The following is a 24,907-nucleotide window of genomic DNA, read 5'->3' on the forward strand; positions in this document are numbered from 1 at the left end:
GCGCCGACCAACATGCCGGGCGGAGACAGGTGGACTGCCAGCGCATCCCAAAAACTATTTAACCGGCGTCCCCAGTCCGTGAACGCCCGACGCAGCCCATTGCTCATGGGGCTAGCAGAACCCGAGACGATGCTGGGGTCAATGCTGAAGTGGCCGACGTCGTGAACATCGATAGGCGAGGGGGCGCAGCAGGGGTCGGCAGCCGGGTCTGGCTCCCCTATAATTGGGCTAAGGAGAATCGCTCTTGTCCATTCGCCAGCTACCCGAAGACCTCATCAATCGTATCGCCGCCGGTGAGGTGGTCGAACGCCCTGCAAGCGTTGTGAAGGAGTTGGTTGAAAACTCCATCGACGCTGGTTCGCGCCGCATCACTGTCACCACCGCCAATGGCGGCATGGACCTCATCCGCATCACCGATGATGGTCATGGCATGGACAAGGCCGATTTGTTGCTGTCGGTCGAGCGGCATGCCACCTCAAAGCTGGCGAGTGACGATCTCGACGATATCTGCACCATGGGTTTCCGCGGTGAAGCGCTGGCCTCAATCGGCTCCATCGCGCGCCTCTCTGTCGCCTCGCGCCCGGCTGATGCCGAAAGTGGGCTCGAAATCGTCGTCGATAACGGTCGACGCAGCGGCCCTGTGCCCAAGGCGATGAACCGTGGCACGGTGATCGAGGTGAAGGACATTTTCGCCAATGTCCCGGCCCGTCGCAAATTCCTCAAAACTGCCCGGTCAGAGACCGCTGCCATCACCGATGTGATGAAGCGGCTGGCCATGGCCAATCCCGAAATCCATTTCATCCTCGAGGGCGCGGATCGTCAGACGCTGAACTGGCCAGCCCTTTCCAGCGAAGGCGCGCTCGCGGGCCGTCTCAGCCAGGTGATGGGCGCCGATTTCGTTGAAAACGCTGTGCAACTGGCCTCGGCTCGCCATGGTGTGGTCGTTGCCGGCATGGCCGGTCTGCCGACCTATACGCGCGCCAATTCGCTCTCCCAATTCTACTTCGTCAACGGTCGTTCGGTGAAGGACAAGGTCTTGGTCGGTGCCGTGCGCGCCGCTTTCGCCGACTATGTCTTCCGCGATCGCTTCCCCGTCATTGCCCTCTATATCGCCATTGATCCCGGTGAGGTGGATGTCAACGTCCACCCCGCCAAAGCCGAGCTTCGCTTCCGCGATCAAGGCGCGGTGCGCAGCGCCGTCATCAATGGCATTGGCGCGGCGCTTGCCGCAGCGGGCTTTAAAGCCTCCTCCAGCGTTGCCGATGATATTTTAGGCGCGTTCACCGCACCCGAACTCTCCGCACCCAATGCGCTGGGCGATGGCCTTGCCGCGCCCGCTATGCCCGCCTTGGATTTTGGCGCGCGCCCCACCAATTATGCCAGCCCCGGCTTCGGTGCTGGCCGCTCCCCAGCCTATACTTATGCGGCCACCGGCGGCTCCTTCTTCCGCAAGGACGATGGTCGCGCCCCGCTCAATTATGATGGCAAACCCGGCGCTCTCTCCGGCTTCACCGCCCCCAGCGCACGCGTTGAAACGGTCGTTGCCGAGGCCCCGCCTGCCCAGGAATTTCCGCTCGGCACCGCGCGGGCGCAGATGTTTGACAATTACATCATCGCCCAAAACGACACCGGCCTCTTGCTGGTCGATCAGCACGCGGCTCACGAGCGCCTCGTTTATGAGCGCTTTAAAGCGCAAATGGCGTCCGGTCCTGTGGCGAGCCAAGCCCAGCTTATCCCGGTCATTGTCGAGCTGCCCGAGGAAGACTGCCAGCGCCTTGAAGAGGTGTCCGAACAGCTCGAAAAATTCGGGCTTTATCTCGACCGTTTTGGCCCAAGGGCCATTGCAGTGCGCGAAACACCCGCCATTTTGGGCAATTCCGATGTCCATGGGCTGGTGCAAGATCTGGCCGATGGCCTCGCCGAATGGGAGAGCACTGCCGCTCTCACCGACCGCATGGAAGAGATCATCGCCCGCATGGCCTGCCACGGCTCAGTACGGTCCGGGCGTCGTTTGCGCGTCGATGAAATGAACGCTCTGCTGCGCGACATGGAAGCGACGCCACACTCAGGCCAGTGCATCCATGGTCGCCCGACCTATGTCGAACTCAAGAAAAACGACATCGAACGCCTCTTCGGCCGCAGCCGATAAGAAGCGTACGGCCGCTGAACCGTTCCATCCCACCAGCCGTCACCCTCGGGCTCGACCCGAGGGCTCTACACTTCCTGCCCCAATATTCGGTGCTCCCCTCCCGCTGCTGAATTGATGCATCTATCATTCAGGCTTTATCGTTATCGCTGTAGGACATTTAGGAGCCGCGCATGACTTCAGGCATTCACCACGTCACCCTGATCACCGCCGCCATACAGCCCAATGTGGATTTTTATGTCGGTTTTCTCGGGCTGAGGCTGGTGAAGCGCACGGGCGGATATGAAGATGCCACCCAGCTCCATCTCTTTTACGGCGATTATGCCGCCAATCCCGGATCGTTGATCACTTTCCTTGCTTGGGAAGGTGGCTCTAAGGGCCAGGCTGGCGCGGGGCAGGTGAGCGAAATGGCACTTGCCGTGTCGCAAGGCTCAATTGGCTTCTGGATCGAGCGCGCGCTCTTGTTTGGCGTCAAAGTTGAAGGCACGGGCCAGGAGTTCGGCGAAACGGTTCTGCGCATGCGCGATCCGGACGGGGTGATGGTGAAACTGGTCAGCGCTGATCTGCCCGCTCTCGATATGCCTGTTGGCGATATTCCGAGCGAACACGCGGTGCGCCGCATTCGTGGCGTCACCATGCTCTCCGACGTTCAGGAAGAAACCACTGCCTTCATGAGCCAGTATTTCGGCTTCAAGACTGCCGGGCGCGAAGGCCCCATCGTGCGCATGACCTCCGACATTGGCGATGTGCTCGATATTCGTGACGCCTCTGGCTTCTGGCCCGGCGTCGCGGGTGCTGGAACCGCTGATCACGTCGCGGTCCGCGCTGTCGATGCCGACGAAGTGCTGGCGGTGGAAAAGGAGCTGCGCAAGCTCAATTCCAGCATCACCAATGTCCATGACCGCAATTATTTCACCTCGCTCTATGTGCGCGAGCCGGGCGGAACATTGATCGAAATGGCCAGCGACGGCCCCGGCTTTACCACTGACGAGAGCCTTGAAAAGCTTGGGCGAACGCTCTTTGTGCCGCCCGACACCAGTGATCCGGAAGGGGTAAAGGTCATGCTGCCCCAGTTTGGTCTGCCGGGCGAAGACCGCGTGGTCTATCGGGACCTCATCTACACCCACCGAATCTTTACCCCTGAAAATGCCGATGGCATGGCCATCGCCCTCATGCATGGCACGGGTGGCAATGAAGCCGACCTGATGCCTTTGGCCCATCGCGCCGCCCCCGAAGCGACGCTGCTTGGCATTCGTGGTCGCAGCACGGAAAGCGGCGTGCAACGCTGGTTCCGCAGCTTTGGTCCCTCGATCTTTGATCAGCAGGATGTGCGCTTTGAATCCGGCGCGCTCGAGGCCTTCTTTGAAGAAGCCAAAAAGGCCTATGCCTTTGATGAAAAGCACTTTGTGGCTTTGGGCTATTCCAATGGCGCCAATCTTTTAAGCTCGGCTATGCTGCTCCACCCCGGCCTTGTGCAGCGTGCGGTTCTCATTCGCCCAGTCATGGTGCTCTCAGAGCTGCCAGACAGTGATTTGGCCGGTGTTTCTGTGTTGATTGTCTTGGGTGAGACCGACGCTTTCCGCGCACAGGGCGAAAAACTGGCAAGTGTCATGATGGACCGCGGCGCGCAAGTCACCGTAAACATCGTCAACGGCGGTCATGACCTCGGGCCCGAAGACGCGCCCGCCATTAGCACTTGGCTCTCCAACACCGCCGCTTAGCCGCCCCAAGCCCGCAACCCTCGGGTCACCCCCGAGGGCTGCGGCAGAACTTCCCCCAATCCACACCCCGTCCGAAACACCCTCTTCCCTCAACCCGCCCAGCCCCTTAATACTCCGCTAACCATATTCGCAGGGGTCATCATGGCTGTTTCACCTGGCACTGTTGCCGACGCCAAGAAAAACAATTGGCTCGATCAATACGCGCCCGAACCCGTAAAACCCTATGGTCGCTTGGCGCGTTGGGATCGCCCCATCGGTATTTGGCTTTTGTTCTGGCCCTGCGTTTGGGGTCTGGGCCTCGCCGCTGTCTATCAGCCCGAGCGCGGCTTCGATTGGTTCGCCGCCATTCTCATGCTGATTGGTGCTGCCCTGATGCGCGGCGCGGGCTGCACCTTTAACGACATTGTTGATCGCGACATCGACGATAAGGTTGCCCGCACCCGTTCGCGCCCGATTCCCTCGGGACAGGTCACCGCCAAACAAGCGCTGATTTTCCTCGTCGCGCAGACTTTGATCTCCGCTGTTATCCTTTTCCAGTTCAATCGCTTCACCGTTTGGGCCTGCGTTTTCTCCCTGGTTCTGGTCGCCATCTATCCCTTTATGAAGCGCGTCACCTGGTGGCCGCAGGCCTTTTTGGGCCTCGCCTTCTCCTATGGCGCACTCGTGGGCTTTTCGAGCCAGATCGGCGGGCTCACTTTGGCACCGATACTGATGTATGCGGGCACGATTCTCTGGGTCATCGGCTATGACACCATCTACGCCCTGCAAGATGTTGAGGACGATGCGCTGGTTGGCGTTAAATCCACGGCCCGCCTATTCGGTGCTAATGTCGGCCCTGCGGTCGCCACGCTCTACGTTGGCGCCTTTGTTTTCTGGATCGCCGCTGCGGTTACGGCCGGGGCAGGGGTGATCTTTGCCGTCATCGCGCTCATCGGTGCGGGGCTCTTGGCGTGGCAGCTTTATACGCTCGACGCGACCAAGGCCGATAACCCGCTCGTTCGGTTTCAGAATAACCACTATGTCGGCATTGTTATTTCACTGGCGCTGCTCGCCGAGTGGGTGTGGTAACGCGCCCCTATCGGCCTAAGCGCGGCCATTCCCCAGGCCATAATGTGCCGGCAAGGTGCCAAGCCTAGGCCCATTGAGGCCCATAAAAGGCCCCACCAAAATGCAGAAAGGGTCAGTCGCACCACCGACTGACCCTTTTCTATAGGTCTGCATGGGTATGGAGGTCTTCTTAAGCCTCAAGCTGGCCGGTCTGACGGCGGTTGAGGAAACGCGGGCGGCGGGCTGCGTCAGCGGCAAGGCGGCGGCGCGGTGCGGTCTGGCCGACCATAACGCCATCAACCTGCTGCGTGTATGGCATGTAAGAGCCATCGCCAGCCTTGATGAACAGCGGCAGGCGGAGCTTCTTGCCCCAGTTCTGCCACTCGGCAACGACGTTCAAATTGCCTTCTTCTTCAAAGACTTTGTAGTTCAGTTCATGGTCTGCGTGGACGAGTTCGATCACGCTGGTGAGCATGCCTTCGTCCGAGATTTTGGTGGCAACAGCAACACCAACGAACTCAGTCACGGGCACTTTCACCTTAATGGCGACGCCGCTCTGTTCAAGCTGCTTGCGGACGGTAACGGTTTTCACCGGTTCGCGGTGGCCGTTGTCGTTTGCGCCTTCGAAACGCTGCCCAGCGAGTGCCGAACGGGTGAAGGTGAGCTGAACTGAGGAGCCTTCCATCGCAACGCCAAAAACCATTTTTCTGCCTTCCTGTAACTTCGAGAGCTTGTTTTTTTGTGCTCCGTTATGCCCCCAACTTAGCGCCGATGATTACCTAGGCCCTTAATCGGTTGGGTTAAGTTTATCTTGCTTTTCCGAAGGGTTAGCAGGACGTAACACCGAGTCATGACCCGTTAACTGCGCCCATTGGCAGAGCGTTTACTCTACTGTTTCCCCCCCTTGCCTTGAGCGCACTTGTCCTCAGGCGGGAACGGGCCTAAAACCCCCGCAACCATGCCGGCTTATTCCAGAAGTTACAGTGATGATCTGGAGCTGCTCCGCTCCACTGCGGTCGCAGCGGGCCTCATTGCGTCCAGCTTTTTCCGTCGTGATATAAAGACTTGGACCAAAGAGAACTCCTCCCCAGTCAGCGAAGCCGACATAATGGTCGATCGCTTCTTGGCCGCGAACCTGTTGCAGGCGCGCCCCGACTACGGCTGGCTCTCTGAGGAAACCGTCGACAATCCTAGCCGTCTCGATAGCGCCCGCTGCTTTGTGGTTGATCCCATTGATGGCACACGCGCTTTCCTGCGCGGCGAGGAATATTGGACCATTTCCATTGCGGTGGTGGAACACGGCGTTCCTGTCGCCGGCGTTGTCTATGCCCCAGCGCTCGACGAAATGTATGACGCTGTTAAAGGCGGTGGCGCGCGCATGAACGCCCGCCCATTGCAGCGCAGCCGCCGTGCGGGCGCTTTGCCGATGATCCCTGCGCCCGGTGCAGTTCATCAGGAAATTCAAGCCACTGGCCTCGATTACACGCGCGGCCCTGCTTATCCATCCTTGGCTTACCGCCTTGTGCAGGTCGCCACCGGTCGCCTGGACGCCGCTGTTTCGCGCCGCGGATCGCAAGATTGGGATATTGCCGCAGCCGCGCTAATCCTGAGCGAAGCGGGGATGGATTTTGCCGATGTCTGCCTTGGCTACCCCCAATTTAACAAACGAGATGTGCGTCACGGGGCTCTTGCGGCCCTCTCGGACATCAGCCTAAAACCAGTTATCCACGCTGCCCTGATCAAGGTTTATGGTTGTCCAGAACCGCAGGGTTGCGAAACTGACCAACAACCAACCTGAATCGAGAATAGAATGGCTGCTACACCGGATCAGCAACTCCTCCACCTCGTTATTGGTGGCGAACTATCGAGCCTTGAGGGCGTGACCTTCACCGATCTCGATAAGGTGGATATTGTTGGCGTTTATCCCAATTACGCCGCTGCCTATGCGGTTTGGAAGCAGAAGGCACAGATGACCGTTGATAGCGCGCAGACGCGCTACTTCATTGTTCACCTGCACCGCCTGCTCAACCCAGAGCAAACTGGTCAGTAAGAACTAAGTCTTTGAAACTCCAAGTGAATTTAATATGGCCGTCAGGGCTCCTTGGCCGCCAATATTGTTTTGGCCAATGGCCCCGAGACGCATCCGCAACTCTGGGTTGCCGATCAGCCGGATAATGGCCGAGCCGAGTTGGTCGACATCTGCGTCCACCACAAGACGGGCATCGCCGAAAAGCTTTTGCTCATCTTCAAAGCGTGAACGCCGATCCCTTTGATTGATAAAGGTAATCGCAGGCTTGCCTAGGCCCAGCGATTGGATCGTGGCAGTCCCGGCCTGGCTCAGAACAAAGTCCGACGTGGCCAAGAGATTGCCCATCGCCCGGCCACGCGCCATATGCACGGTGATGTCACCATCGGTCAGTTGCCCGAGGTCATCGGGTTCCGAGCTTAAGTGATGCGAGCGTTGCAGACCGGCCGCTTTTGCCAGTTCGTCAATCTGCACACTACCGGCAACAGCGAGGAAAATATCCGGCATCAGCTCCGGCACAACCTGCCGCAAGCCGTTGATTTGCAGCGCGAAACTTTCAGCGGTGAGGGCGCGGCTGCCGGGCAGCAGGGTCACCGCCAAAGCGCTGCGTCGACGCGATGCCGCGTCATAGGATCCGTGCGGAATGGTATCCATCATCAGATTGCCGGGAGCGGAGGCATTAACGCCATCCTCGCGCAACATCGCAGAAAGGTTTTCGGCGCGGCAGAACACGAGGCTACACGCCTTGGCAATGGCCTTGCGTTCAAGGCCCGAATAGAGCCGCGCCGCGCCCGTTTTATAAACGTCGATATAGACCAAGTCGCGATAGCCGGTCACGAGGCCAGCCAGCACGCCCACCATGTCTCCGACCACGATGACGCGATCATAGTTCCCGCGCATTTTTCGCAGGAATTTCAATGCTGGTGGAACGGTGAGCAGACCGCCGTTGACGATATCGCGGCGCAGTGAGCCCTTCACATTGCGCCAGCCTTCAGAGGCCAGCGACGCGCGTGGGCCAACGACGCGGCAGATGCCGTCATAAGCCTTGCCGCTGCCAATCATAGGATAAGCATCCGCCTCAATCGAGGAGGGAAACTGGGAAATCACCTGCGCGGCAATAGCGTCTTCGCCATGCCCGTTTGAGATGATGAGGAAGCGCTGACGCGTCGCTGCCTCGCTCAACTCAATTGCCTCGGCCGAAACGTTCAAACGCCTCAGTGGCCGCTGCAGCATCGGCGTAAGCTTCCTGCCGATCAACGCTCCAATAGTGCAATTCGTCGAGCGGAATGGTCTTGCCGGTTATGGCGCAGCGCACGAAAGTGCCTGACTTAATAAGCTTATAGTCGCCATCACCATAAAGCAGGGTCGCTTCGCTCGGCGTGAAGCCTTTTTCGAAGATGTTCATATCGACCTCCTAGCCGTGTGCTGTCCTATAGCCAATTCACCGGAGCCTCAAAAGAGGCTTTCCTGCCCGCCCCCATCAGGATTACGCGATGGTTTGCGTTTCGCTGGTGGCGCGCCGGAAACCGTAGCGTTCAAATCGCCATCAACGAAAGTGAGCTTGAGACTATCCCCAGGTTTAGCCCCAGTTTTGCTGGTCACAATCTGCCCGGCCTCATCTTGCACCAAGGCATAGCCACGCGCCAAAACATTCCGATAGCTCAATGTTTCCAGCAGCTTGGTCAGCTGATCGACCTGCTGGCGGCGCCCTTGGGTCAGTTGTGCGGCGGTTATGTCGAGGCGCTTTTCCAGTGGCGCCAAAAGACTCTGGGCCTGACGTAAATCGGCCCGCAACGGCTGTGGCGATAGGCGTGGCAAAACCCGTGCGAGTGCTGTGTGTTTGCGCTCAAATGCGGTTCGCGCTGCGTCCGGCAAACGCCGGGCGCGCGGATCATAGGTGAGGCGTGCGCGCTCAACCGATTTCATCAGTCCGCCTTCAGCGTGGCGGCCAAGGTTTTTGAGGCGATCGCTCAGTTCGCTATGGCGTTGGCGAATAATGCGCGGCTGCAATGCCCCCGACGCTGTGCCAAAGGCCATGCGGCGCGACTGCACGAAATGTCGAAGCGCACCAGAGAGTTGGCTCGATGCCAGATCCAGAGACTGTCGCTGGTTTGAAATCAAATCGCTGGCGCGGGGCAGCCCCGCCGAGGCGGCGCGGAGGCGATCCTTGAGCGAGAGCAACATGCGCCGCGCGGCCTGCCGCTGACGCCCGCCGTGGTCATCAACATAGGCAATCAGTTCGGCCCGAACCGGCACAGCGGCTTCCGCTGCAGCCGTTGGCGTGGGCGCCCGCATGTCCGAGGCATAGTCGACAAGTGTCGTATCGGTCTCGTGGCCGACAGCGGTAATAACGGGAATGTCGGAGCCCGCGACCGCGCGCACAACCGCTTCTTCGTTAAAGCCCCAAAGATCTTCAATCGAGCCGCCCCCGCGGGCGACGATGAGCAGATCTGGCCTTGGGATAGCGCCGCCCGGTTCGAGGGCGTTAAACCCTTCAATCGCATTGACAACTTCTGGCGCGCTGGTTTCCCCCTGAACGCGCACGGGCCACACCAGCACATGGCTGGGGAAGCGGTCATCGAGGCGGTGCAAAATATCGCGGATCACCGCGCCGGTCGGTGATGTGATCACACCGATAACGCGCGGCAGATAGGGCAGGGGGCGCTTGCGCTCGCGCGCGAACAGCCCTTCTGCCAAAAGCTTTTTGCGGCGTTCTTCCAAGAGCGCCATCAGCGCGCCAGCACCAGCCGGTTCGATATTCTCGATAACGATCTGATACTTAGAAGAACGCGGGAAGGTCGTCAGGCGACCCGTCGCGATAATCTCAAGCCCTTCTTGTGGCTTGAAGCTGAGCTTGGAAAAGCTCCCCTTCCAGATCACAGCGTCAATCGTCGCGCCTTCATCCTTAAGGGTGAAATAGGCGTGACCCGAGGAATGTTGGCCCCGGAAGCCGGAGATTTCACCGCGCACGCGGACATGACCGAACTCGTCCTCGACCGACCGCTTTACCGCGTGGGCGATCTCGGTGACGGTAAACTCGGATGCATTGGTCAGAACCTGAGACATGTCCTCTGGTGCGATAAAAGAGTGCGGATCGTCAAGCCGCTACTCGGCGGCGTCCAAGCTTTGTGGCTGATCAAGATTGCCCATGGATTGTACAATATGTTTGGCTAGGGCGTCATAGATGCCGCCATAAGCGTGGGAGGCCCGCAGCAGGGCGATCTGCGCATCGCCAAGGTGCGGGAGGCCCTGCGCCTCGCCAACTACCCGCATACCCGGCTGCAAAGCGCTTTCCGGCAGAAAGCCGATGGCCAGATCGGAAAGAACCGCCGAGCTGATCGCTGTGGCGTTGGACGAGGTATAGGCGATGCGATAATCGATGTTCGATCGATCGAGCGCCGCCAAGGCGTCCTTGCGCCACCGGCAAAACGATGGCCCGGAGGCGATTGCGATGGGTTCACTGGCCATGGCGCGGCCGCCGTGGCTCGCCACCCAGAACATTTTCTCGGTGCGGAACAGCTCGCCAAAGTTCTGCTGGGTGCCTTGGGTGAACACAATAAGGTCATAGCGCCCGGCCTTAAGGCCGGCGATCAGCTCTTCTGAGGCCATGCAGGCCACATCAACCGCGATCTTGGGGTGGGTGCGCTGAAAACTTGAGAGAATTACCGGCAGCAGGCGCACCGCATAATCGTCCGGCACGCCGAAGCGGATAGAACCTGCAAGGTCCGCATCGTTGAATTGATCAAGGATTTCAGCATTGGTGCGCAGCATTTTGCGCGCCCGCTCATAGAGAATTTCCCCGTGATGGGTCATTGTGACGGTGCGGCCGTCGCGCGTGAGCAGCGGGTGGCCGAGGCGCTCTTCGAGCCGCTTAATCTGCATGGATACTGCAGATTGTGTCTTGTTCACCCGGCGCGCCGCCTCGGTGAAACTTCCGCAATCGGCAATGGCACAGAAGCTTTGCAGCTGATCGAGGTCGAGCGGGGAAGCCATGATTGCTTTCCATCACAAATATTGATCACAAAAATGAAATCTATTTGTTGGACGAATGGCTGTCTAGCTTCTATCTCCATCACATCGGCGCATTTCAGCGACGGCCGCTACCTCCCGACCGGCGGCATCCTTTCGCAATTGGAGACTTTAGATGGCTCTCTCGCTCCCCGGCGAGCAGTCAGTCACGGCTGGCTCGTCATACAATCCCGTCCGCATTCTCGTGCGCTGGATCAAAAATGCCGCAGCCAATCGCCGTCGCGGCGTGGCCCTGCGTGCGCTATCTGAGCTCGAACCACATCTGTTGCGTGATCTAGGGATCAGCAGGTCAGATATTACTGATGCGCATCAGGCAACCGGTGCGCGCACGCCAGCAATGGTGTTGAACGCTGCCCGCGCCCGTAGCGCGCAGCTGTAGCCAAACGAGATTAGCAGGTCCTTGGATCTGCTCACGGCGTTGGTCTGGGTGATTGCCTCATCCCGGCCTACGAAAGGACTGGTCCTCCAGTCCCGTTTCCTGACAACTTGCCGGGTATCCTTTCGAGGACCCGGCATTTTTTTGTCCGGGAATACAAAAAGCGCGCTGCAGAGGTCTGCAACGCGCTCAATTCACAGTTTTAAATCAGTCTCTTAGGGAAGAGCTGCAAACCCGTCCTTAAAGCCGGCCAAGGACACCGGAATGCCCACGCCTTCTTCAGGGGTTTTGAACACGACGAAAATTGCTTCGCTGCCTTCTGACAGCGTCGAGATCAATTCGTCGTCCAGCTCAACTTCAGCGATGCAGCCGTTCGGCAAGCAGCGCACGAATGCGACGCGGCCCATGTCCGTGCCGTCAACGTTAAGGCCCAGACCATTCGGCAGGAGCACGCCGAGAGGCGCCAGAACGCGCAGCAAACGGGCTTCTCCGTCAGCAGTCTTTAAGACGATAACCGACAGGCCAACGTTGGGCTGATCTTCAGCCAAGACATTCTGAATGATGGCACATTGTTCAGCGGTCGCCCCTGGTGGGGTGTCACAGCTCAGCTGCCAGTCGCCATGTTCGGCACGAATGGTGCCTTGCGACAGCGCTGGTGAAACGCTCATGGCGGCGAGAGCCGCGCTCAGGAGACCAATCCGTTTTGCCCAGATCAACACTCTATTACCTCTCCTGAGAATCGGGATTGATTTCCCAACGTGCACAGTTGCCGAAAAAGCCTCGGCGGTGTCAACCAAAGCCCCGTATTCCGGCTCTTTTTTACGGTCAAACAAGGCGAGTATGAGGCGAAAGGGTGTCCTGTCGGCACCTTTTGCCGCACGAGAGTTGAGTGTGGCCGCAATAGACTCTCGTGCGGCTATATGATTTACGGTCTTTCCAGAGTATTTCGCTCCGAGGTTGAGTCGGGGCGGCGTTAGCTATGCCGCTATTCAAACCCCCTCATTCTCGGTGATAGCCGCCAGAACATGTCGACAAGGGGGTATATGGTGACCGGGCAGTTCTTTAAAAAGATGGGTGCCGTTTCCGCGGCCGCAATGGCACTTCTGCCAGCGGTGTCGGGTGCCCAGGAGCTCGGCACGGGGCAGCCCGCCCCAGGCCAGTTTAATCTCCAGGGTTCCGTGACTCCGATCATGGACTCAATCACAGCATTCCACGATGGTGTGCTGATGTGGACGATCACGCTGATCGTTCTCTTCGTGCTTGCGCTTTTGATAATCGTGGCTCTGCGTTTCAACGCAAAGTCAAATCCGGTTCCTGCGCGCTTCACGCACAACACGCTCATCGAAATCGTTTGGACCGTTCTACCGGTCTTGATTCTCGTGATCATTGCGATCCCGTCCTTCGGCGTTCTCTCTGATCAGATGACCACGCCAGATGGCGACCGTAAGTATCTTGGTGCGAACGTCTTCTCCATGGGTGAAGTCGAAGTTCCAGCTGCGTCGCTGACCGTCAAGGTTTCGGGTGAGCAGTGGTACTGGAATTACGAATATGTCGATCAGGGCGTTGGCTTTGACTCGAACATGGTTCGCGATGCCGACCTTCAGGATGGTCAACCACGGCTGCTTGCTGTTGATAACAACCTGATCGTTCCAGTTGGTGCAACCGTTCGTCTGCAGGTCACTGCAAGCCCATCGGGTGTGATCCATGCTTGGGCAGTTCCGTCCTTCGGCGTTCTTATGGATGCTGTTCCGGGTCGCCTGAACGAAACTTGGTTCAATGCTCGTGAAACTGGTATGTTCTATGGTCAGTGCCGCGAACTGTGCGGTAAGGATCATGCTTACATGCCAATCGGCGTGCGCGTTGTGACCGCAGAACAATTCGACACCTTCATTAAGGCATTCGCCGAAAGCCGTGACTACGGTGCTTCTGTAGCACTTCTGCCGGCACTGTAATTTAGGGGTCAGAGGAAACACACATGGCAAATACTGCTCACCTCGAGGCCAATGCGACCGGGCATGATCATGCCTCGCATGACCATCACACCCCGACCGGCTGGCGCCGTTGGGTCTACTCGACGAACCACAAAGACATCGGGATCATGTATTTGATCTTCTCGATCTTTGCTGGTGTTGTCGGTGGCCTGCTTTCGGGCGCAATGCGCGTCGAACTGCAAGAGCCTGGCATTCAGATCTTCCACGGCATGGCTGCAATGGCCTACGGCGTTGATGGCGATGCTGCCCTTGATGCTGGTAAGCACATGTTCAACGTGTTCGTTTCCGCGCACGCTCTGATCATGGTGTTCTTCACCGTTATGCCTGCGACCATGGGTGGCTTTGCCAACTATTTCGCTCCGCTGATGATCGGTGCGCCGGATACCGCGTTCCCGCGTATCAACAACATCGCTTTCTGGCTCCTGCCTCCAGCGCTGCTGCTCACTGTTCTTTCGATGTTCTTCGAAGGTCCATCGGGCGCAATGGGCTTCGGTGGCGGTTGGACGGCTTACCCACCACTGGCAACCTCGGGTCACCCAGGTCCTGCAACTGACTTCGTGATCTTCTCACTGCACGTTGCTGGTATCTCCTCGATCCTTGGCGCGATCAACCTGATCACCACCATCCTGAACATGCGTGCACCGGGCATGACCCTGCACAAGATGCCACTGTTCGCTTGGTCGGTTCTCGTGACTGCGTTCCTGCTGCTGCTCGCGCTTCCAGTTCTTGCTGGCGCGATCACCATGATGCTTACCGATCGTAACTTCGGCACCTCGTTCTTCTCGCCTGAAGGCGGTGGTGATCCGGTCCTGTACCAGCACCTGTTCTGGTTCTTCGGTCACCCTGAAGTTTACATCATGATCCTGCCGGGCTTCGGCATCATCAGCCACATCGTTGCAACCTTCAGCCGCAAGCCAGTCTTTGGCTACATGGCAATGGCTTACGCTATGGTTGCTATCGGCTTCGTTGGTTTCGTTGTGTGGGCTCACCACATGTACACCACGGGTCTCAGCCTCGACGTACAGCGTTACTTCGTTGCAGCAACCATGGTTATTGCGGTTCCAACGGGTGTTAAGATCTTCTCGTGGATCGCGACAATGTGGGGTGGCTCGATCACCTTCCGTACCCCAATGCTCTGGGCAATCGGCTTCATCTTCCTGTTCACCGTTGGTGGTGTAACCGGCGTGGTGCTGTCGAACGCTGCTGCTGACCGTGCTCTGCACGACACCTACTATGTGGTTGCTCACTTCCACTACGTGCTGTCGCTGGGTGCTGTGTTCTCGATCTTCGCTGGCTGGTACTACTGGTACCCCAAGATGTTCGGCCACATGTACTCCGAGTTCCTTGGCAAGCTGCACTTCTGGGTGATGTTCGTTGGTGTGAACCTGATCTTCTTCCCGCAGCACTTCCTCGGCCTTGCTGGCATGCCGCGTCGTTATGTCGACTATCCGGATGCTTATGCTCTGTGGAACCGTGTCTCCTCGATCGGCTACTACATCACCTTCGTCGCTATGGTCATCTTCTTCTACGCAATGTGGGAAGCTGCCCGTAAGAAGCGCCCAGCTGGTGATAATCCGTGGGGTGATGGTGCAACGACCCTGGAATGGACCCTGTCCTCCCCACCGCCGTTCCACCAGTTCTCGACCCTGCCACGCATTGACAGCAAAGACGCTCACTAAGCGTTCGGCATAATTAGAACTCTGCGGGCCGCGTTACGACGCGGTCCGCTCTAAAGGAAAGTCCAGTGGCCTATATCGACAACAATACAAATTCGACCGTGATGGCGGGCGGAGCACGCGTAGAGGACTATATCTCGCTGCTGAAGCCGCGCGTGATGTCGCTCGTCGTATTCGTTGGTCTGGTGGGCATGCTGGTTGCTCCAGGCTCGATCCATCCCGTTGTTGGGCTGATCGCCATTGCCTGTATCGCCATTGGCGCAGGTGCCTCTGGTGCGCTTAACATGTGGTACGATAGCGATATCGACGCCATCATGAGCCGTACCGTTAATCGTCCTATTCCAGCCGGCCGTATGCAGCGCAATGATGCGCTGACCTTCGGTGTGGTGTTGTCCGTTTTCTCGGTGATGTTGCTGACGCTCGCGACCAATTGGTTCGCTGGAGCCTTCCTCGCCTTCACCATTTTCTTTTATGTCGTCGTCTACACGATGTGGCTCAAGCGCACGACGCCGCAGAACATCGTTATTGGCGGCGCCGCTGGTGCCTTCCCACCAATGGTTGGCTGGGCTGCCGTGACCGGTGACGTCTCTTGGGTCAGCTTCTCGCTGTTCCTCATCATCTTCCTGTGGACCCCTCCGCATTTCTGGGCGCTGGCGCTCTACAAGCAGGGTGACTACGGCGCGGCTGGCGTTCCTATGATGCCAAACGTTGCTGGTGAAAAATCCACCCGCGTTCAGATTTTCGTCTATTCGCTGCTACTGGCGCTCTCGAGCGTTGCGCCAATCCTTCTCGGGTTCTCGAGCTGGATTTACGGTGTGGTTGCGTCTGTTGTGGCTGTTGGCTTTGTTTGGCACGCCACCCGTCTGCTGCTGGCAAACGAAAGCGTTGAAATGCGCAAACGTGCCCGTGGTCTCTTCACCTATTCGTTGAGCTATCTGGCCATCCTCTTTTTGGCCCTGCTCGTCGATAATTTTGCTCTGCGCATGGGAGTCCTATAACCATGAGCAAATTAGTAGGCGCAAAGCTTGCGCCAAACGATTTGACCGAAGAACAGATGCTCGCATTCCGCAAGCAGCGGGCCCGTCGCTCTTGGGCGCTGGCGCTGGCCTTGGCCATGTTCTGCATCACCTTCTACGTGCTGACCATCGTCAAGTTTGGTCCTGCAATCTTTGATCGGGCGCTGTAATGGCTGACGTTGCAGGTCTAAGTCACGCTCCCCAGAATCCGAAGAATAAGCGCACAGGTATTGTTCTTGCGTCGCTTGCTATCGGCATGGTGGGTCTGGCTTTTGCTTCTGTTCCGCTTTACCAGCTGTTCTGCCAGGTCACTGGTTATGGTGGCACGACACAAAATGCCGACGGTAACCCCAAGGGTGTTATCGACCGCGCCATGAGCACGCGCTTCGACGTTAATGTTGATCGTGCTCTGCCATGGACCGTGAAAGCTGCGCCGATCTCGACCGACCAGATCGGTCAGGTTCGTACTGTGAATTACATAGCGACCAACAATTCCGATAAGCCTACGACCGGCATGGCTGTGTTCAATGTGGCTCCGGATAAAGCTGGTATCTATTTCAATAAGATCCAGTGCTTCTGCTTCAATGAGCAGACACTGCAGCCGGGCGAAACCGTGGAAATGCCCATCGTATTTTTCGTTGATCCCGATCTGGACGAGAACCACGAACTCGCCACGATAAAAGAGATCACACTCTCGTATACCTTCTACGCTTCAGACAGTGAGGGAAGCTGAACATGGCCGCCATAGAAAAGAACCATGAATATCACATGGTCGAACCCAGTCCCTGGCCGTTCGTCATGTCCGCCGCAATCTTCATTATGGCGGTAGGCGCGATCTTCTGGATGCAGAATTGGACCCCATGGGTCTTCGCCATCGGCACCGCCGGTGTGCTCTACACCATGTACGCATGGTGGAGCGACGTTGTTAAGGAAGCCGAGAACGGCGTTGATCATACCCCAGTCGTGGTTATGCACCACCGCTATGGCATGATCCTGTTCATTGCTTCGGAAGTCATGGTTTTCGCCGGTGTCTTCTGGGCATATTTCGACGGTTTCTTCCGTTACGATGATATTGAACAGTACGCTCGTGTCGCGGCAACCGGCGGTCATTGGCCACCAACCGGCATCGAACTTTTCGATCCGTTCCACCTGCCACTCTTTAACACCCTCCTGCTGCTGACCTCGGGCACCACCGTGACCTGGGCACACCATGCGCTGCTCGAAGGTGATCGCAAGGGTCTCAAGTGGGGTCTTGCACTCACCGTCGCTCTCGGCGTTGTCTTCACTTACGTTCAGTACCTTGAATACAGCCACGCTGGCTTCTCGTTCACTGGCAACATGTACGGTTCGACCTTCGTGGCTGCGACCGGTCTGCATGGTTTCCACGTGATCGTCGGTACGGTGTTCCTGGCCGTTTGCCTGCTTCGCGCAATGAAGGGCCATTTCACCCCACAGCGTCACCTCGGCTTCGAGTTCGCTGCTTGGTACTGGCACTTCGTGGACGTTGTTTGGCTGTTCCTCTTCGCCACCATCTATATCTGGGGTGCATGGGGCGTTGCCCTGAGCCACTAAGCCTCGGCTTAGACATGAATAGGGGCGCGGCATTGCTGCGCCCTTTTTTGTTGGAGATTGACGATGCCATCGCCCTCAGCTGTTTTGCCAAAGCGCCGCGGTTTGAAGTTGACCGACTATTTGTTCGCCGCGATCATGCTGGCCCTCGCGGGCACATGCGTGTTCTTGGGCGGCTGGCAGATGGACCGCTTGGCTGAGAAGGAGGCGTTGATCGCAGCTGTCGATCAGCGTTTGGATGCGGAGCCAGTCCCCGTACCGAGCGTCGACCAGTGGCAGCAGCTTGAGCCCGATGACTGGAATTTTACCCCGGTCAGCCTAACCGGCACATTCCGCTACACGCAGACCATAACTGTCTTCACCAGCCTCACCGATCCGCGTGGTCCCTACAAGGGGCCCGGCTATTGGGTGGTCACCCCGTTTGAGTTGGTCGATGGTGGCACGGTGTTCGTCAACCGTGGCTACGTTCCACAAGAATTTCAGGAACAGGCAGCGCTTGGCGACCTGCACGGCGATGATCCGGAAACGATCACGATTGTTGGCCTCTGGCGTCAGGATGAACAGCTTGGCTGGATGACCCCAGAACCCAATACCTCAGACCGGGTCGAATGGGTTCGCAACATCGCCCGCATGGGGACAATGGTTGATCCTGCCTTGGCTCCACTGGCGCCGTTTTACGTTGATATGCTGGCGGGTGAACCCGGCGTTCTCCCACAGGCAGGCGAGACGAAAGTCACCTTCACCAATAATCACCTTGGCTATTCCATGACTTGGTATGGTTTCGCCATCATCGCTGTTCTAATGCTGGGCTATTGGCTCTGGCGACAGGCGCGAAGAGAAGTCTGACTTTGACTGTGGCGAAAGCTTGCAGCTCTCGTCGGCTTTGACTAGGTTGCAGCAATTCTAAAAGGGCGCTTTCCCTCGATGCAGTTTGTTTCTACGCGCGGCCAGGCGCCTGCGCTTGGTTTCTCCGATGCCGTTCTCGCAGGTCTTGCTTCGGACGGTGGTCTTTATGTGCCGCAAACTTGGCCGCAGTTCACTCATGCGGAAATTGCGAGCTTTGCTGGTAAGCCTTATGCGGAGGTCGCTTATGCAGTGATCTCTCGCTTCACTAGCGATGAAATCCCAGCCGAGACCCTAAAGCGCATCATCGAGGAAGCTTACGCCACTTTCCGCCATCCTTCGGTGGCGCCGCTCGTAGAACTTGAGCCCGGCCACTTCGTCCTCGAGCTGTTCCACGGCCCGACCTTGGCCTTCAAGGATGTGGCGATGCAGTTCCTCAGCCGCATCATGGATCATATCCTGGCCGAACGCGGCCTGCGGGCAACCATTGTCGGCGCCACTTCAGGCGACACGGGGTCAGCGGCTATTGAAGCCTTCCGTGGCCGCGACACCACTGACATCTTCATCCTGCACCCCAAGGGGCGTACGTCGGAAGTTCAGCGTCGTCAGATGACGACCGTGCTCGATTCCAACGTTCACAATATCGCGCTTGAAGGCACCTTTGACGATTGTCAGGACGCCGTCAAAGCCATGTTCAACAACCATGCTTTCCGCGATCGCGTGCGCCTGTCGGGCGTCAACTCGATCAATTGGGGCCGCATTGTTGCGCAGATCGTCTATTACTTCACCTCGGCTGTCGCGATTGGCGCGCCGCATCGCAAGGTGAGTTTCACGGTCCCGACCGGTAATTTCGGCGACGTCTTTGCAGGCTACTGCGCCAAGCAGATGGGCCTGCCGGTCGAAAAACTGATCATCGCCACCAATGCCAACGACATCCTGCGTCGTACCCTCGATACCGGTCGCTATGAGATGAACGGCGTCGCGCCGACCATCTCGCCATCGATGGATATTCAGATTTCCTCGAACTTTGAACGTTTGCTGTTTGAAAGCGCCGGACGTGATGCTGAAGGCGTATCGCGCATGATGGCTGGGTTGAAGCAGTCTGGCGGGTTCGATCTTCCAGCAAATGCCATTGCGGCCATCCGCAAGGACTTTGCAGCCGGGACCACCGGCGAAGCGGAAACCAGCAAGGTTATCGCGGACACGCAAGCCCAGAGTGCTTATCTTCTCGACCCTCACACGGCGGTCGCCGTTGGCGTGGCACAGGCTCAGCCAAAGTCTGAAGTGCCGATGATTTCGCTCTCGACTGCGCACCCGGCCAAGTTCCCGGCAGCAGTTGAAGCCGCATCCGGCATCAATCCTCCGCTTCCATCGTGGTTGGCGGATCTTTACGATCGTGAAGAACGGCTAACTGTCCTTGCGAATGATCAACAATTGATCGAAGATTTTATCGGCGCTCGTAGCCGCGCGAACTAACAAGGGGCTGCAGCTTCGGCTGAAGGCTCAGGAGGACCAGTGTGAGCGTAAAATCGACTACTCTTGATAACGGCATGGTCGTGTTGACTGATGACATGCCGCATCTGGAAAGCGCTTCTCTGGGAGTTTGGGTCCGCGCCGGTGCGCGCTCCGAGCGCAAAACCGAGCATGGTGTCTCGCACCTCTTGGAGCATATGGCTTTCAAGGGGACGCACACCCGCACTGCGCTCGAAATTGCGGAAGCAATTGAAAATGTGGGCGGCGATCTCAATGCTGCGACTTCCATTGAACACACAGGCTATTTCGCTCGCGTGCTCAAGGACGACGTCGTTCTCGCTGCCGACATCCTCTCCGACATTCTGCAGAACTCCAAGTTCGATGAAGACGAACTCGCTCGCGAAAAGCAGGTGATTGTTCAGGAGATTGGCGCTGCCCGCGACAATCCCGACGACTATGTCTTTGACATGTTCCAGCAGGCTGCTTTCCCCAATCAGCCGATTGGCCGCACCATTTTGGGCACTGCGGAATCGGTCCGGGAGTTCTCTGCCGACACGGTCCACAAGTATATGCGCCGCAACTATGTGGGCGACCACATGGTTTTGGCCGCAGCTGGCAATGTCGATCACGATGGCCTTGTCGAGGTCGCGCGCAGCCGCTTTGCTGATTTGACGCCAAATGGCGCTCCAGCGCCGCAGCGCGCCGAATATCAGGGCGGGGAAGCGCGTGTCTCCTCGGATCACGAGCAGGCCCATATCGTTCTGGGTTTCCAGGGCCGCGCCTATAATTCTGATGGGTTCTACGCCTCGCAAGTGCTCGCTTCCATTCTCGGCGGCGGCATGAGCTCGCGTCTCTTCCAAGAGGTGCGTGAAAAGCGTGGCCTTTGCTATTCGGTCTATGCCTTCCACTGGGCCTTCGCCGATAGCGGCGTCTTCGGCGTTGCAGCAGCAACCGGCGAAGAAGAAGTGCCCGAGCTGATCCCTGTCGTGCTCGATGAGCTTCGTCGTGCCACCGAGACCATCACCGATGAAGAAGTGATGCGCGTCCGCAATCAGATTCGCGCCGGGCTCCTCATGTCGCTCGAAAGCCCATCGGCGCGCGCTGGCCAGTTGGCCCGTCAGCAGATCCTTTGGGGCCGCACGATCCCGATGGCTGAAACAGTGGAACGCATCAACCGCATCACTGCGGCGCGCGTGCGGGAAGTGGCGGAACAAATCTTCACCACCGGTGTCCCCACACTGGCCGGCATCGGTCCGATTGATCATCTGGCCGACGTTCAAACCATTGGCGAAACCCTAAAGCGGTAATCATCATGCTCTGGCCTTGGTCATCTCCAGCATCGCTGGTTGTGTTAAAGGCCGGAGACATTACCCTCCGCTTGCCCGCTATGCGCGACTACGATCAGTGGGCAACGCTGCGTCGGCAAAGCTATGATTTCCTCCGTCCCTATGAACCCCGCTGGTCTGAAAAGGATTTGGCGCGACGTATCTACGCCCATCGCGTCAAGCGCGCGCGCATCGAGGCGGAAGAAGGCACGGACTATACGTTCTTCGTTTTCCTCCACGACGGACAAAAGGATATCCTCGTTGGCGGTGTGACGCTTTCCAACATCCGCCGCCGTGCCGCTCAGTTCGCCAATCTTGGCTATTGGATGGGCCAACGCTATGCGGGGCAGGGGATTATGAGTCGTGCCGTCGCACTCCTCATACCCTTCGCCTTTGAGACGCTGGATTTACACCGCCTCCACGCGGCCTTCATTCCGAACAACCGCGCGTCCCGCCGTGTTCTCGAAAAGAATGGTTTCAAGGAAGAGGGGTTTGCCGACCACTATTTGCAGATCGACGGGCGTTGGGCCGACCATATTTTAATGGGGCTTTCGCGCGAGCGCTGGATGATGTTGTCTTGGCAAAAATCAACGCAGCGCTACGTCTGATCCACATGTTGCTTCCTCGCGACAATGTCAGAAGCTTGTCGCGTCATGGTTTCTCCCGTACCAAGTTAATCGATCCTCTGGAGGATGAACCGACCAAGCTGTGTCAGAGATTGTTTTCACGATCTGCGACCGTTGCCATAATGAAGCCTAGCGCAGGATTTAACTGCCTCTAATGCGTCATCTGTTTGCACTCGCGACCGTGTTCGCGCTCGCTCTGTTTAGCCTAGCGCCAGCGCAAGGTTTTGAAGTCATTTCCGTCCCCGAGGACGTTAAGGCTGTGAATTTGTCGGATGTTGTCGAAATTGTTCCCGGTCAGGATGGCCGTGTGCAGCTTTCGACCGCGCCGGACAGCAGCGGCATCATCCGGCGCATTGAGGTGTTGGCCAACGAGCTGGGCACCAATCCAAGCTTTGCCTTGTTCGCCTTGCGCAACGACAGCGATCAGCAGATCGAACGCTTGTTGGTTTCCCCTTATTACCGCCTGCCTGATTCTGGGGTGCTGACACCCGATTTGGGGCAAAGCCGCATCACCACCGTCACGCCAAGCTCTGGCATCCGCCCAGAACGCGTCGTCGACCCGGAAGCGGACGTATTTGAGGTGACGCTCGACCCGGGCGCCACCATGACCGTGATCGCTGAGCTGAGCGGCGCCAGCCTGCCAGAGCTGTACCTCTGGGAGCCGAACGCCTACCGCGACTACGTGAACTCGTTCACCCTGTTCCGTGGCGTGGTCCTCGGCGTTGCCTCGCTCGCAGCGGTGTTTCTCACCATCATGTTCGTGGTCAAGGGACGCGGCGTATTCCCGGTCACTGCCGCGTTTGCATGGGCGGTATTGATCTACCTGCTGATCGATTTTGGCATCCTCGGGCGCATTCTCAACCTGCCTGCTGACGGCGTTCAACCATGGCGTGCGGCGGCGGAGGCGCTCTTAGCGACAACCCTTGCCGGGTTCTTGTTTATCTATCTCAATCTACACCGCTGGCATCTGCGCTTCGTCCATTTGGCGATGGGGCTCGCCGCGCTGTTTCTCGCTCTCTTTGCCTTCGCTTTCTTCCAGCCCGCCATTGCCGCAACCATTGCGCGTGTGGTTCTGGCCATGCTCGGCGTTTCTGGCTTCTTCTTGATCCTGATGCTGGCTTTGCGCGGCTATGACCGCGCTGTGCTGCTGGTCCCCACGTGGATTATCTTTATCGCCCTGCTGTTCTATTCTTGGCTCGTTATCTCGGGTCAGGTGACCAATGATATTGCCCAGCCAGCCGTAGCTGGCGGCTTGGTGCTCATTGTCATGCTCTTGGGCTTTACGGCGGTCCAACACGCTTTCTCTGAAGGTCAGGTGACCATTGGCACCCTGTCCGAAGTGGAGCGCCGTGCGCTCGCCCTCACGGGTTCGGGCGACTTCGTCTTTGATTGGAATATCGAGCGCGACCGCGTCACCGTCAGTGATGAACTGGCGACGCGCCTCGGCGAAAAGCGCGGTGCGTTGCGCGGCGCCATCAAGCGCTGGCTCGACCGTGTGCATCCCGAAGACCGCGATCGCTTCCGTACCGCTTTCGATACGCTGGTTGAGCTGCGCCGCGGCAAGGTTTCCGCCGATATGCGGATTGCCGGTCACGATGGCAATTTCCGTACCTTCCGCATGCGCGTAAAGCCCGTTCTGGGTGGCGACGGCCAGGTCAACCGTATCGTCGGTACGTTGCAGGATGTCACTGAAGATCGTGCTGCGCGCGAACGTCTCTTGCATGACGCTGTGCACGATAGCCTGACTGGCCTGCCAAACCGTCAGTTGTTCTTGGATCGCCTGGATCGCGCACTGGTCCGTGCCCGCGCGCCGGGTGGGATCAAGCCGGCCGTGTTCCTTATCGACATTGATCGGTTCATGGAGCTTGAGGAGCGCATTGGCCACTCCGCAGCAGATTCGGTGCTGCTGGCCATTTCGCGCCGTATCTCGCGTCTGATGCGCCCGCTTGATACGCTTGCCCGCGTGACCGGCGATCAGTTCGCCGTCATCTTGGCGTCGGAACAGGCGGCCGCAAAAATCGCTGAAACGGCTGAGCAGATCCGTAAGGCTCTCAAGCAGCCTTTCAACTTTGGTGATCGTGATTTGATGCTGACCGCCTCTATTGGCGTCACCATCTACGACAGCAACCCGTCCACGCCTCAGGATGTGCTGCGCGACGCCGAACTGGCGATGTATTACGCAAAGCGTCTGGGCGGCGATCGTATCGAAGCCTATCGCGCTTCGGCCCGCTCCATTGCCTCGTACAACAAGGCCAGTGAAGAAGACCTCGAACGCGGTCTCAAGCTGGGCGAGCTGCAGGTTCAGTTCCAGCCGATCATGGACATCCATTCCGGCCAACTTGCCGGGTGTGAAGCGCTGATGCGCTGGAACCATCCAACCCGTGGCATCGTCACGCCCGATGAGTTCGTGCCTTTGGCCGAGCGCTCTGGTCAGATCAGCCGTCTGGGTCGCCTCGCCTTTGAACAGGCCGCAGCTCAAGCCCGTGAGTGGATGACGACGATTGGCTTGCCCGAGAATTTCTTCATCTCGGTTAACCTCTCGCCGTCCCAGCTCGCCAACGACAATATCCTCAACGATATGCGCAGCCTCTTGGCGCAAGATCGCGACTTGGCGAATTACCTCAAGCTCGAAATCACCGAAAGTCAGGTGATGACCAATCCTGAGCACTCAGCCTTCATGCTCGAAGCGCTGCGCAATCTGGGACTTGGCATCGCGCTCGATGATTTCGGTACGGGTCACTCCTCGTTTAGCTATCTGCACCGCTTCCCAATCGACACCATCAAAATCCCAGCGAACTTTATCCGCTTGGGCACGGATTCCGGCATTGCCAACACGCAGGCGCCGATCATCCGCGCCATCGTCAGCATGGCGACTGATCTTGATTTGATGGTGATCGCTGAAGGCGTTGAGACGCTGGACGAGATCGAGCGCTTGCGTCAGCTCAACTGCCGCTATGCGCAGGGCTTTGCGTTCTCGGGCGCTATCAGTGGCGTTGAACTGGGTAAGAAACTCGCAGCACAACTCGGGCGCTAAGCCCGAGTT

Annotated in this window: 23 protein-coding genes; 17 read left to right on the plus strand and 6 right to left on the minus strand. The window is 58.1% G+C overall.

Annotated elements, in window-relative coordinates:
• Positions 1 to 244: 244 nt before the first annotated feature.
• The 3 genes from mutL to ubiA all read left to right on the plus strand — a co-directional run bounded on the left by mutL (position 245) and on the right by ubiA (position 4,935).
• Positions 245 to 2,149: a DNA mismatch repair endonuclease MutL gene (gene mutL / locus H4N61_RS02285; RefSeq protein WP_182394829.1), complete on the plus strand. Its 1,905-nt coding sequence runs from the start codon at positions 245 to 247 to the stop codon at positions 2,147 to 2,149.
• 170 nt (positions 2,150 to 2,319) lie between these two features.
• A complete protein-coding gene (locus tag H4N61_RS02290; RefSeq protein WP_182394830.1) occupies positions 2,320 to 3,867 on the plus strand; it encodes a VOC family protein in 1,548 nt (515 codons plus the stop codon).
• A gap of 141 nt (positions 3,868 to 4,008) precedes the next feature.
• A complete protein-coding gene (gene ubiA / locus H4N61_RS02295) occupies positions 4,009 to 4,935 on the plus strand; it encodes a 4-hydroxybenzoate octaprenyltransferase (protein ID WP_169195853.1) in 927 nt (308 codons plus the stop codon).
• Positions 4,936 to 5,104: 169 nt separating this feature from the next.
• Here the strand turns inward: ubiA and H4N61_RS02300 are convergent, their stop codons facing one another.
• Positions 5,105 to 5,617: a DUF6101 family protein gene (locus H4N61_RS02300; RefSeq protein WP_169195854.1), complete on the minus strand. Its 513-nt coding sequence runs from the start codon at positions 5,615 to 5,617 to the stop codon at positions 5,105 to 5,107.
• 255 nt (positions 5,618 to 5,872) lie between these two features.
• On the opposite strand from H4N61_RS02300, the gene H4N61_RS02305 reads away from it, so the two are divergent.
• Together H4N61_RS02305 and H4N61_RS02310 are read left to right on the plus strand one after the other, a co-directional pair.
• A complete protein-coding gene (locus H4N61_RS02305; RefSeq protein WP_169195855.1) occupies positions 5,873 to 6,712 on the plus strand; it encodes a 3'(2'),5'-bisphosphate nucleotidase CysQ in 840 nt (279 codons plus the stop codon).
• A 12-nt stretch (positions 6,713 to 6,724) separates the two neighbouring features.
• Positions 6,725 to 6,964, plus strand: coding sequence for a DUF4170 domain-containing protein (locus tag H4N61_RS02310; RefSeq protein ID WP_169195856.1), 240 nt, complete (start codon positions 6,725 to 6,727; stop codon positions 6,962 to 6,964).
• Between the two features lie 3 nt (positions 6,965 to 6,967).
• On the opposite strand, the gene H4N61_RS02315 is transcribed toward H4N61_RS02310, so the two are convergent.
• From H4N61_RS02315 to H4N61_RS02330, 4 genes are read right to left on the minus strand one after another with little or no spacing between them, the layout of a single operon-like run.
• Positions 6,968 to 8,173, minus strand: coding sequence for a hypothetical protein (locus H4N61_RS02315; RefSeq protein ID WP_182394831.1), 1,206 nt, complete (start codon positions 8,171 to 8,173; stop codon positions 6,968 to 6,970).
• Positions 8,124 to 8,345 carry a DUF2093 domain-containing protein gene (locus tag H4N61_RS02320; RefSeq protein WP_169195858.1) on the minus strand — a complete coding sequence of 74 codons (222 nt, stop codon included), beginning with the start codon at positions 8,343 to 8,345 and terminating at the stop codon, positions 8,124 to 8,126. The genes H4N61_RS02315 and H4N61_RS02320 overlap by 50 nt, the downstream gene beginning before the upstream one ends.
• A gap of 47 nt (positions 8,346 to 8,392) precedes the next feature.
• Positions 8,393 to 10,006 (minus strand): exodeoxyribonuclease VII large subunit, encoded by a 1,614-nt coding sequence (gene xseA, locus H4N61_RS02325; RefSeq protein WP_169195859.1) that lies wholly within the window; start codon positions 10,004 to 10,006, stop codon positions 8,393 to 8,395.
• A gap of 39 nt (positions 10,007 to 10,045) precedes the next feature.
• Positions 10,046 to 10,933, minus strand: coding sequence for a LysR family transcriptional regulator (locus H4N61_RS02330; protein WP_169195860.1), 888 nt, complete (start codon positions 10,931 to 10,933; stop codon positions 10,046 to 10,048).
• Between the two features lie 151 nt (positions 10,934 to 11,084).
• Here H4N61_RS02330 and H4N61_RS02335 point away from each other — a divergent pair, with 151 nt between their 5' ends.
• A complete protein-coding gene (locus H4N61_RS02335) occupies positions 11,085 to 11,348 on the plus strand; it encodes a DUF1127 domain-containing protein (RefSeq protein ID WP_182394832.1) in 264 nt (87 codons plus the stop codon).
• 212 nt (positions 11,349 to 11,560) lie between these two features.
• On the opposite strand, the gene H4N61_RS02340 is transcribed toward H4N61_RS02335, so the two are convergent.
• Positions 11,561 to 12,013 (minus strand): invasion associated locus B family protein, encoded by a 453-nt coding sequence (locus H4N61_RS02340; RefSeq protein ID WP_182395898.1) that lies wholly within the window; start codon positions 12,011 to 12,013, stop codon positions 11,561 to 11,563.
• Between the two features lie 426 nt (positions 12,014 to 12,439).
• Between H4N61_RS02340 and coxB the strand changes: the two genes are divergently transcribed.
• From coxB to H4N61_RS02395, 11 genes are all read left to right on the plus strand, one after another.
• Positions 12,440 to 13,297 (plus strand): cytochrome c oxidase subunit II, encoded by an 858-nt coding sequence (gene coxB, locus H4N61_RS02345; RefSeq protein ID WP_248306027.1) that lies wholly within the window; start codon positions 12,440 to 12,442, stop codon positions 13,295 to 13,297.
• A 23-nt stretch (positions 13,298 to 13,320) separates the two neighbouring features.
• Positions 13,321 to 15,015, plus strand: a complete 1,695-nt coding sequence (ctaD, locus tag H4N61_RS02350; RefSeq protein ID WP_169195863.1) for a cytochrome c oxidase subunit I — start codon at positions 13,321 to 13,323, stop codon at positions 15,013 to 15,015.
• A gap of 101 nt (positions 15,016 to 15,116) precedes the next feature.
• Positions 15,117 to 16,010, plus strand: a complete 894-nt coding sequence (locus H4N61_RS02355; protein WP_169195932.1) for a heme o synthase — start codon at positions 15,117 to 15,119, stop codon at positions 16,008 to 16,010.
• Positions 16,011 to 16,012: 2 nt separating this feature from the next.
• On the plus strand, positions 16,013 to 16,198 hold the full coding sequence (locus H4N61_RS02360) for a hypothetical protein (protein ID WP_169195864.1): 186 nt from the start codon (positions 16,013 to 16,015) through the stop codon (positions 16,196 to 16,198).
• A complete protein-coding gene (locus H4N61_RS02365) occupies positions 16,198 to 16,761 on the plus strand; it encodes a cytochrome c oxidase assembly protein (protein ID WP_169195865.1) in 564 nt (187 codons plus the stop codon). The genes H4N61_RS02360 and H4N61_RS02365 overlap by 1 nt, the downstream gene beginning before the upstream one ends.
• Positions 16,762 to 16,763: 2 nt before the next feature.
• Entirely contained in the window at positions 16,764 to 17,600 is an 837-nt protein-coding gene (locus tag H4N61_RS02370) for a cytochrome c oxidase subunit 3 (protein WP_169195866.1), read from the plus strand.
• Positions 17,601 to 17,663: 63 nt separating this feature from the next.
• Positions 17,664 to 18,443, plus strand: a complete 780-nt coding sequence (locus tag H4N61_RS02375; RefSeq protein WP_169195867.1) for an SURF1 family protein — start codon at positions 17,664 to 17,666, stop codon at positions 18,441 to 18,443.
• Positions 18,444 to 18,521: 78 nt separating this feature from the next.
• The gene (gene thrC / locus H4N61_RS02380) at positions 18,522 to 19,916 is read left to right on the plus strand and encodes a threonine synthase (protein WP_169195868.1); all 1,395 of its coding nucleotides are present in this window, start codon (positions 18,522 to 18,524) and stop codon (positions 19,914 to 19,916) included.
• A gap of 41 nt (positions 19,917 to 19,957) precedes the next feature.
• The gene (locus H4N61_RS02385) at positions 19,958 to 21,220 is read left to right on the plus strand and encodes a pitrilysin family protein (protein ID WP_169195869.1); all 1,263 of its coding nucleotides are present in this window, start codon (positions 19,958 to 19,960) and stop codon (positions 21,218 to 21,220) included.
• A gap of 5 nt (positions 21,221 to 21,225) precedes the next feature.
• Complete coding sequence (locus H4N61_RS02390) at positions 21,226 to 21,846, plus strand: GNAT family protein (RefSeq protein WP_169195870.1); 621 nt, start codon at positions 21,226 to 21,228, stop codon at positions 21,844 to 21,846.
• A 172-nt stretch (positions 21,847 to 22,018) separates the two neighbouring features.
• Complete coding sequence (locus H4N61_RS02395) at positions 22,019 to 24,898, plus strand: EAL domain-containing protein (RefSeq protein WP_169195871.1); 2,880 nt, start codon at positions 22,019 to 22,021, stop codon at positions 24,896 to 24,898.
• The last annotated feature ends 9 nt before the right edge of the window (positions 24,899 to 24,907 follow it).

The organism is Devosia sp. MC521 (genome assembly GCF_014127105.1).
In the GTDB taxonomy this organism is placed as follows: Bacteria; Pseudomonadota; Alphaproteobacteria; order Rhizobiales; family Devosiaceae; genus Devosia.

Coding starts and splice junctions, on each gene's coding strand:
- H4N61_RS02390 (WP_169195870.1), top strand. CDS start 21,226: ATGCTCTGGCCTTGGTCATCTCCAGCATCGCTGGTTGTGTTAAAGGCC.
- H4N61_RS02300 (WP_169195854.1), bottom strand. CDS start 5,617: ATGGTTTTTGGCGTTGCGATGGAAGGCTCCTCAGTTCAGCTCACCTTC.
- H4N61_RS02335 (WP_182394832.1), top strand. CDS start 11,085: ATGGCTCTCTCGCTCCCCGGCGAGCAGTCAGTCACGGCTGGCTCGTCA.
- H4N61_RS02290 (WP_182394830.1), top strand. CDS start 2,320: ATGACTTCAGGCATTCACCACGTCACCCTGATCACCGCCGCCATACAG.
- thrC (WP_169195868.1), top strand. CDS start 18,522: ATGCAGTTTGTTTCTACGCGCGGCCAGGCGCCTGCGCTTGGTTTCTCC.
- H4N61_RS02355 (WP_169195932.1), top strand. CDS start 15,117: ATGGCGGGCGGAGCACGCGTAGAGGACTATATCTCGCTGCTGAAGCCG.
- H4N61_RS02395 (WP_169195871.1), top strand. CDS start 22,019: ATGCGTCATCTGTTTGCACTCGCGACCGTGTTCGCGCTCGCTCTGTTT.
- H4N61_RS02340 (WP_182395898.1), bottom strand. CDS start 12,013: ATGAGCGTTTCACCAGCGCTGTCGCAAGGCACCATTCGTGCCGAACAT.
- H4N61_RS02360 (WP_169195864.1), top strand. CDS start 16,013: ATGAGCAAATTAGTAGGCGCAAAGCTTGCGCCAAACGATTTGACCGAA.
- H4N61_RS02370 (WP_169195866.1), top strand. CDS start 16,764: ATGGCCGCCATAGAAAAGAACCATGAATATCACATGGTCGAACCCAGT.
- H4N61_RS02310 (WP_169195856.1), top strand. CDS start 6,725: ATGGCTGCTACACCGGATCAGCAACTCCTCCACCTCGTTATTGGTGGC.
- H4N61_RS02330 (WP_169195860.1), bottom strand. CDS start 10,933: ATGGCTTCCCCGCTCGACCTCGATCAGCTGCAAAGCTTCTGTGCCATT.
- H4N61_RS02320 (WP_169195858.1), bottom strand. CDS start 8,345: ATGAACATCTTCGAAAAAGGCTTCACGCCGAGCGAAGCGACCCTGCTT.
- coxB (WP_248306027.1), top strand. CDS start 12,440: ATGGCACTTCTGCCAGCGGTGTCGGGTGCCCAGGAGCTCGGCACGGGG.
- ctaD (WP_169195863.1), top strand. CDS start 13,321: ATGGCAAATACTGCTCACCTCGAGGCCAATGCGACCGGGCATGATCAT.
- xseA (WP_169195859.1), bottom strand. CDS start 10,006: ATGTCTCAGGTTCTGACCAATGCATCCGAGTTTACCGTCACCGAGATC.
- H4N61_RS02365 (WP_169195865.1), top strand. CDS start 16,198: ATGGCTGACGTTGCAGGTCTAAGTCACGCTCCCCAGAATCCGAAGAAT.
- H4N61_RS02315 (WP_182394831.1), bottom strand. CDS start 8,173: ATGCTGCAGCGGCCACTGAGGCGTTTGAACGTTTCGGCCGAGGCAATT.
- ubiA (WP_169195853.1), top strand. CDS start 4,009: ATGGCTGTTTCACCTGGCACTGTTGCCGACGCCAAGAAAAACAATTGG.
- H4N61_RS02375 (WP_169195867.1), top strand. CDS start 17,664: ATGCCATCGCCCTCAGCTGTTTTGCCAAAGCGCCGCGGTTTGAAGTTG.
- H4N61_RS02305 (WP_169195855.1), top strand. CDS start 5,873: ATGCCGGCTTATTCCAGAAGTTACAGTGATGATCTGGAGCTGCTCCGC.